Annotated in this window: 5 protein-coding genes; 3 read left to right on the forward strand and 2 right to left on the reverse strand. The window is 71.1% G+C overall.

The annotated features are described in order from the left end of the window. On the reverse strand, positions 1–1,410 hold a 1,410-nt coding region (locus FV222_RS14315), incomplete at its 3' end, for a transglycosylase domain-containing protein (protein ID WP_187277337.1). A gap of 371 nt (positions 1,411–1,781) precedes the next feature. Between FV222_RS14315 and FV222_RS14325 the strand changes: the two genes are divergently transcribed. The 3 genes from FV222_RS14325 (at position 1,782) to FV222_RS14335 (ending at position 4,274) form a co-directional block, all read left to right on the forward strand. Next, positions 1,782–2,102, forward strand: coding sequence for a BrnA antitoxin family protein (locus tag FV222_RS14325; protein WP_147752738.1), 321 nt, complete (start codon positions 1,782–1,784; stop codon positions 2,100–2,102). A 71-nt stretch (positions 2,103–2,173) separates the two neighbouring features. After that, positions 2,174–3,841, forward strand: a complete 1,668-nt coding sequence (locus FV222_RS14330; RefSeq protein ID WP_147814784.1) for an alpha-amylase family protein — start codon at positions 2,174–2,176, stop codon at positions 3,839–3,841. Positions 3,842–3,905: 64 nt separating this feature from the next. Further along, positions 3,906–4,274, forward strand: coding sequence for a hypothetical protein (locus FV222_RS14335; RefSeq protein WP_147752740.1), 369 nt, complete (start codon positions 3,906–3,908; stop codon positions 4,272–4,274). Positions 4,275–4,289: 15 nt separating this feature from the next. On the opposite strand, the gene FV222_RS14340 is transcribed toward FV222_RS14335, so the two are convergent. Beyond that, the gene (locus FV222_RS14340; RefSeq protein ID WP_246685465.1) at positions 4,290–6,569 is read right to left on the reverse strand and encodes a TonB-dependent receptor; all 2,280 of its coding nucleotides are present in this window, start codon (positions 6,567–6,569) and stop codon (positions 4,290–4,292) included. Positions 6,570–6,575: the final 6 nt, after the last annotated feature.

Genomic DNA, 6,575 nt, shown 5'->3' on the forward strand with positions numbered 1-6,575 from the left:
GCCGACGGGCGCCTTCGCCTCGGCAGGCTTGATCTCGGCAGGCTTGATCTCTGTAGGTTTGGCCTCCGCACCGGTGACGCCCGGCAGCGATTGCGGCGCGGCCTCGGGGGCGGGGACCGCCGCCTGGAGCTTGCGCACGCTCTCGGTGAGGTTGAACTCCGGCCCCGGATAGGTCTGGCGCCCGGTGCCGCGCTCGTAATTCGCCAGCCCGTCCTGCAACGCACCCTCGACCGCCCGCTGCAGCCCGGCGTTGATCGTCGAGCGCACGGTTAAGGAGTGGGCGGTGAGCGAATCCAGCCCGGCGAAGGTGCGGGCCTCGCGGGTGAGGTGGTCGACCACGTAGAACCCGGAATCGCGCCGCGCGGTCTCGACCGGCTTCAGCCCGAGGTCGGAGGCGACGGCCGCCGCCATCTCGGCCTCGGTGATCGCCCCCTCCTCCTTGAGGCGGGCGAGGACGTAGGCGCGGCGCTCGCGGGCCCGCTCGGGGTACTTGTCGGGGCTGTAGAAGTTCGGCCCCTTGGGCATGCCGGCGAGCAACGCCGCCTCGGGCAGGGTGAGTTGCCCGACCGACTTCCCGAAATAGCTCCTGGCGGCCATCTCGATGCCGTAGGCGCCGCGGCCGAGATAGATCCCGTTGAGGTAGAGCCCGAGGATCTGCGGCTTGCCGAGGATGCGCTCCAGGCGGGAGGCGACGATCATCTCGCGGATCTTGCGCTCGTAGGTGACGTCGTCGCCCACCGAGAGGTTCTTCACCACCTGCTGCGTGATGGTCGAGCCGCCGGCCGGCCGGCCGGGGGCGGCGAGGTTGCCGATGAAGGCGCGGATCACGCCCCGCTCGTCGATGCCGTGGTGGCACTCGAAGCGCTTGTCCTCGGCGGCGATGAAGGCTTGTCGGACCAGCGGCGGCACGTCGGCGATCGGCACGACGAGGCGGCGGCCGTTCGGCTCGAAGGTCTCGGCGAAGGGCTTCCCCGAGGCGTCGAGGATGCGGGTCATGCCCGGCAGCGCCTTGTCGCGCAGGGCCTCGGCGGTCGGCAGGTCGGTGGTCGCGCGGTTGTAGAACTCGATCACCTCGCGGGCGTCGAACGGCGAGCCCTTCGGGTTCTCGCCCTTGCAGAACTGCTTGTAGCTCGTATTCAGCTCGCCGATGTCGAGCCCGTGCAGGATCTTGGGCGCCGCCGGCCCGGCCACGGCCGTCGGGTCCTCCATCGCGGTGGAGATCAGCTCGTCGAGGTTGATGTCCTCGATGTCGAAGGCCTTTCGCATGTGCGCGCAGCCGTCGCGCAGGATCTGAACGACCTGCGGACCGTCCACGGCCGGGTCGAACTGGGTCTTCAGCGCCTCGGGCTTGGTCGTGACCTGGCTCAGCGTCAGGGCGGTCGCAAACAGCTTGATCAGGATGGTGTTCATGCGATCCGGGGCACCGGCACGGCTGGGTTTCTCAGCGCACGCCGACCTTTGGCGCGGGCGGCTGAACAGGGCGTGCACAACGCGGCTGTTTTAAGGAGCCTCCCAGGCTCGGGGCTTGCGTGCGGCCGCGTATTGACGCCTCGTATGGACACGTTACGGTGAGGTGCGATGTTCGAGTGGGACGAGGCCAAGCGCCGGACGAATCTGCTCAAGCATCGGCTCGACTTCCGAGATGCGGCCGCCCTCTTCGATGGCAGACCGCGGCGAGAGACGCCAGTTCACGGTCGCGATCCTGGACGACCTGTTCGTCACCCTGATCTGGACATGGCGGAGCGAGACGCGGCGAGCGATCTCGATGAGGAGAGCACGCAATGGAGAGCGGGAAGCGTATCGTCAGCTATCCCTCCGCGGAACTGAAGGCGATGGTTGAGCGCGGGGAGAGCGAGACCGACTGGGAGGCCGTGAAGGCCATGACCGATGCCGAGGTCGAGGCCGCGATCGCGTCCGATCCCGACGAGGCGGGGCGGGAGATCGACTGGAGCAAGGCGGTCTTCCACCCCGAGTCGCGCAAGAAACCGATGACGATCCGGCTCGACGCCGACGTGCTGGCCTTCTTCCAGGGCCAGGGACGCGGGTACCAGACCCGGATCAACGCCGTGCTGCGCGCCTACATGGAACACGCGCGGAAGTAGCCGTCCGTCCGTCCGTTCCGTCGCCGCGCCCGGACGCCGCGGCCCCTTCGACCCCGACGAGGGCCACGCGCATGATCAACGACCTCTGGTACAAGAACGCGGTGATCTACTGCCTGTCGGTCGGCACCTTCATGGATGCCGACGGGGACGGGATCGGCGATTTCGCCGGGCTGGAGCGGCGGCTCGACTATCTCCAGGGGCTCGGCGTCACCGCGGTCTGGCTGATGCCGTTCCAGCCCTCGCCGAAGCGCGACGGCGGCTACGACATCGCCGACCATTACGGGGTCGACCCGGCCTACGGCTCGCTCGGCGACTTCGTCGCCTTCACCCACGCCGCCAAGCAGCGCGGCCTGCGGGTGCTGATCGACCTCGTGGTCAACCACACCTCGGACCAGCACCGCTGGTTCCAGTCCGCCCGCTCCGACCCGGATTCGCCCTACCGCAACTGGTACGTCTGGTCGAAGGAGAAGCCGGCCACGGCCTCCGAGGGCATGGTGTTTCCCGGTGTCCAGAAGACGACCTGGACCTGGGACGCGCAGGCCAAGGCCTACTACTTCCACCGCTTCTTCGACTTCCAGCCCGACCTGAACACGGCCAACCCCGCGGTGCTGGCCGAGATCCTGAAGATCATGGGGTTCTGGATCGAGCTCGGGGTCTCGGGCTTCCGCATGGACGCGGTGCCCTTCGTCATCGCGCGCAAGGGCGCCGACGTGGCGGGTGCGCCGACCGAGCAGTTCGACATGCTGCGCGACTTCCGCGAGTTCCTGCAATGGCGCAAGGGCGACGCGATCATCCTGGCCGAGGCCAACATCCTGCCCAAGCAGGACCTCGACTACTTCGGCGACGACGCCGACCGCATGCACATGATGTTCAACTTCCAGATCAACCAGGCGACGTTCTACGCGCTGGCCGGCCACGACGCGCGGCCGCTGGCCAAGGCGATCGAGCGGACGAAGCCGCGCCCGCTCTCGTGCCAGTGGGGCATCTTCCTGAGGAACCACGACGAGCTCGACCTCGGCCGCCTGACCGAGAAGCAGCGCCAGACCGTCTTCGAGGAATTCGGCCCCGAGAAGGGGATGCAGCTCTACGACCGCGGCATCCGCCGCCGCTTCGCGCCGATGCTCGACGGCGACCCGCGCCGCATCCGCCTGGCCTACTCGCTGATGTTCACCCTGCCCGGCACGCCGGTGCTGCGCTACGGCGACGAGATCGGCATGGGCGACGACCTGTCCCTGAAGGAGCGCGACTGCGCCCGCACGCCGATGCAGTGGACCCCCGAGGCCCAGGGCGGCTTCACCCGGTCGGCGACACCGACCATGCCGCCGATCGACCACGGCCCCTACGGCTACGCCCACGTCAACGTCGCCGACCAGCGCCACGACCCGGGCTCGCTCCTCAACTGGATGCAGAGCATCATCCGCCTGCGCAAGGAGGCGCCGGAGATCGGCTGGGGCGACGTCACCGCCCTCGAGACCGGCCGGCCGGCGGTGCTGGCGCTCCGCTACGACTGGCGCGGCAACGCGGTCCTGTGCGTGCACAACCTCGGGCCCGGCCCGACCGAGCTCGCTCTCGACACCGGCGTCGCCGCGCCGGACGGCCTCGTGCTCGTCGACCTGCTCACCGGCGCGCGGAGCGAGGCGGACGAAGACGGGCGCCACTGCCTCTACCTGGAGGGCTACGGCTACCACTGGTTCCGGGTCGGCGGCCTCGACGCGCTCCTGAAGCGCAAGCCGACCTGAGGGGCGCGGACGCCTCGCGCTTGCGCCCCCGGCAGGGTAGGGGGGAGCACGAAGCGAGATGCCGATGCCCCGACGCCCCCCTCTTTCGCCCGATGCGACCATCGCGGACGTGCTGCCCGACCTGGAGGACGGCGAGGCCTACCTTCGCGCCGTGCTCGCCACCATGCGGATGTGCCAGAAGCATTTCGGCGACGCCGCGGTGCGGATCGGCGTCACCGCCAAGGGCGGACCGCCCTCGTACCGGATCGACCGCCCGGCGCCGGACGGCGCGGAGGGGCGGGTGCTGTTCGGCGCCTATGGCGGCCGGTCGCACGACCGCTTCACCCAGGTGAACACCGCCGAGACCCGCTGGAGCAGCCGGGCGCTCGGCATGGCCGAGATGCTGGCGCTCCACGACGGGTTCCGCCGGCCGAAGGGCGGCGCGTCAGAGTAAGGCGCCGGGCGCGCGTCAGAACCGCAGCCGCATCCCGGTCATGAAGGTCCGCGGCGGCCCGGCGAAGATCGCCCCGCTCGTGCCGGCCAGGACGGCGCGGCCGTTCTGCAGGCCGGTGACGGCGTTGAGGGAATTGGCGAGCGGGTTGGCGGCGCCGACAGTGGCCGTGTCGAACACGTTGCGGACCTCGCCGTAGAGGTCGAGGCGCCGGGCGTAGCCGACGAGCGCCGTCGCGTAGTGGACGTTGAGGTTCAGGACCGCGAAGCCCGGCACCCGCAGCAGGTTGGCGTTGTCGAGGAAGAAGCCGTCCTGCATCACCGCTTCGGCGTAGGCGCCGAGGCCGGCGAGCGGCCCGGCCGGCACGTCGTAGCCGATCCGGGCGAGGACCTGGTGCTCCGGCACCCCGACGATGCGATTGCCGGCCCGGTCGAACGCGGCGGCGAAGGCGCCGGCCGCCAGTCGCTCGACGAAGCGGGTGTAGACCTGGGCGTCGAAGCTGTAGGCCAGCGTCCCCCGCCAGCCCGAGCCGAGGGCCGCCTCCGCTCCGAGCTCGATGCCGCGGTGCTCGGAGGCCGGCACGTTGAAGGTGTAGGACAGGAGCCCCGCCCCCGGGGATTGGCCGACCAGCTCGTTGCGGAAGAACTCGTAGAATCCGGTGAGGCTGACGCGCACGCCCGCCAGCGGCGACCATTCCGCGCCGAGGTCGAAGCCGAGGTTCTCCTGGCCCCGGAGCCCGGTGTTCGAGCCGGGGATGCCGGCCGGCGTGACGAACAGGTTGCCCACCGACGGGGTCGCGTAGCCGGTGGCGACCCGCCCGCGCAGGGTCCAGTCCGCATCCGGCCGGTAGACGAGGACGAGCTCGGGCGCGACGTTGACGTAGGCCGGGTCGACCGGGGTGACCGCGGAGGCGGCGCCGGCCTCCGTGTAGGCGAAGATGGTGTTGCGCCCGGAGATCGCGGTGCGCGTCGCGCCGACCCCGAGCACGGCGGTCCAGCGGTCGGACACGGCGATCTCGGCCCGCGCCCGGCCGCCGAGGTTCTCCTGCGTCGCCTCCTGCAGGCCGACCAGCGCGCCGAGCCGCGGGCCGCCGAAGGCCGCCCGGTTGAAGGTCGGCGCGCGGATGTCGATGGTGTCGTAGCCCAAGGCCAGGAAGCCGGTGGCGGCGAGCCCGAACAGCTCGCCGCGCCGGGTCAGGTCGGCGGCGAGGTTGAGCGACGGCAGGCTGGCGCGGCCGGCCTGCACGTAGAACCGCTGGTCGTAGGAGCGCGCGTCGTAGCCGGCCTGGACGCGCCAGGTCGTCTGCGCGTCCACGTCGTGCTCCCAGCGCCCGGCGACGACCGTGCGGCGGTCGTCGCGCCCGAACCCGCCCTCGTCGGCGGTCACCGCCACGGTGCGGCCGGAGACGCCGTTGCGCAGGAGCGCGACCGTCGCGCAGCCGGGCGCGGCGGCGGACGCGGTCTCGCAGCCGCGCTGGTACGGGTTGAGGGTGAACTGGTTCAGCGACGCGCGCACCGGCAGCCCGGCGGAGACGTGGTTGTCGATCACCTTGAGGGTGAAGCGGTCGTCCGCGCTCGGCGTCCAGCTCGCCAGCAGGTTCACGGTCTGGGTGTCGAAGCTCGAATGGCCCTGGTAGCCGTCGCCGCGCGCGTCGCTGGAGAACAGGCTGATCTCGAACGGGCCGCTCGCCTGGCCGACGGCGAAGGCGCTGTTCACGACGCCGAAGCTGCCGGCGTCGACCGCGACCTCGTAGCCGTCGATCTCCCGGCCGGTGCGGGTGCGGAACGCCAGCGCGCCGCCGCTGGCGTAGTTGCCGAACAGCGCCGATTGCGGCCCGCGGAACACGTCGATGCGGGAATAGGCGCGGGGGTCCGACAGGTCGAAGCGCGAGGCGCCGTCGGCTTGCGTCACCAGGAACCCGTCCTCCAGCACCACCATGTTGCGGGTGATTCCGGTGGAGCGGGCGTTGTTGCCGCGGATCGAGATCACCACGTCGCGGCCGCCGAGCCCCTGGCGGACGGTGACGCCGGGGCTGTTGGCGAGCACCGCGCCGATCGTCGTCGGCGGCCGGTCGTCGATCGTGCCGTCGCGGCCGACCGACGTCACCACCTGGCCGACCGGGTTCTCGATCGGAGCCGGCGCCGACCCGGGCGGAGCGGATACGCCGAAGGTGCGGGCCAGGAGGGCGCGGCTCGCGCCGGCGGGGGCCTCGCTCGTCACCGTCAGAGTGTCGAGGGTGACGCCGTCCTCGGCCCGCTCCCGGGCCGCCGCCGCGGACGGGAGCTGGGCCAGGGCCAGCGCCAG

Source organism: Methylobacterium sp. WL103, from assembly GCF_008039885.1.
GTDB classification, from domain to species: domain Bacteria; phylum Pseudomonadota; class Alphaproteobacteria; order Rhizobiales; family Beijerinckiaceae; genus Methylobacterium; species Methylobacterium cerastii.

Coding starts and splice junctions, on each gene's coding strand:
- FV222_RS14335 (WP_147752740.1), top strand. CDS start 3,906: ATGCCCCGACGCCCCCCTCTTTCGCCCGATGCGACCATCGCGGACGTG.
- FV222_RS14325 (WP_147752738.1), top strand. CDS start 1,782: ATGGAGAGCGGGAAGCGTATCGTCAGCTATCCCTCCGCGGAACTGAAG.
- FV222_RS14330 (WP_147814784.1), top strand. CDS start 2,174: ATGATCAACGACCTCTGGTACAAGAACGCGGTGATCTACTGCCTGTCG.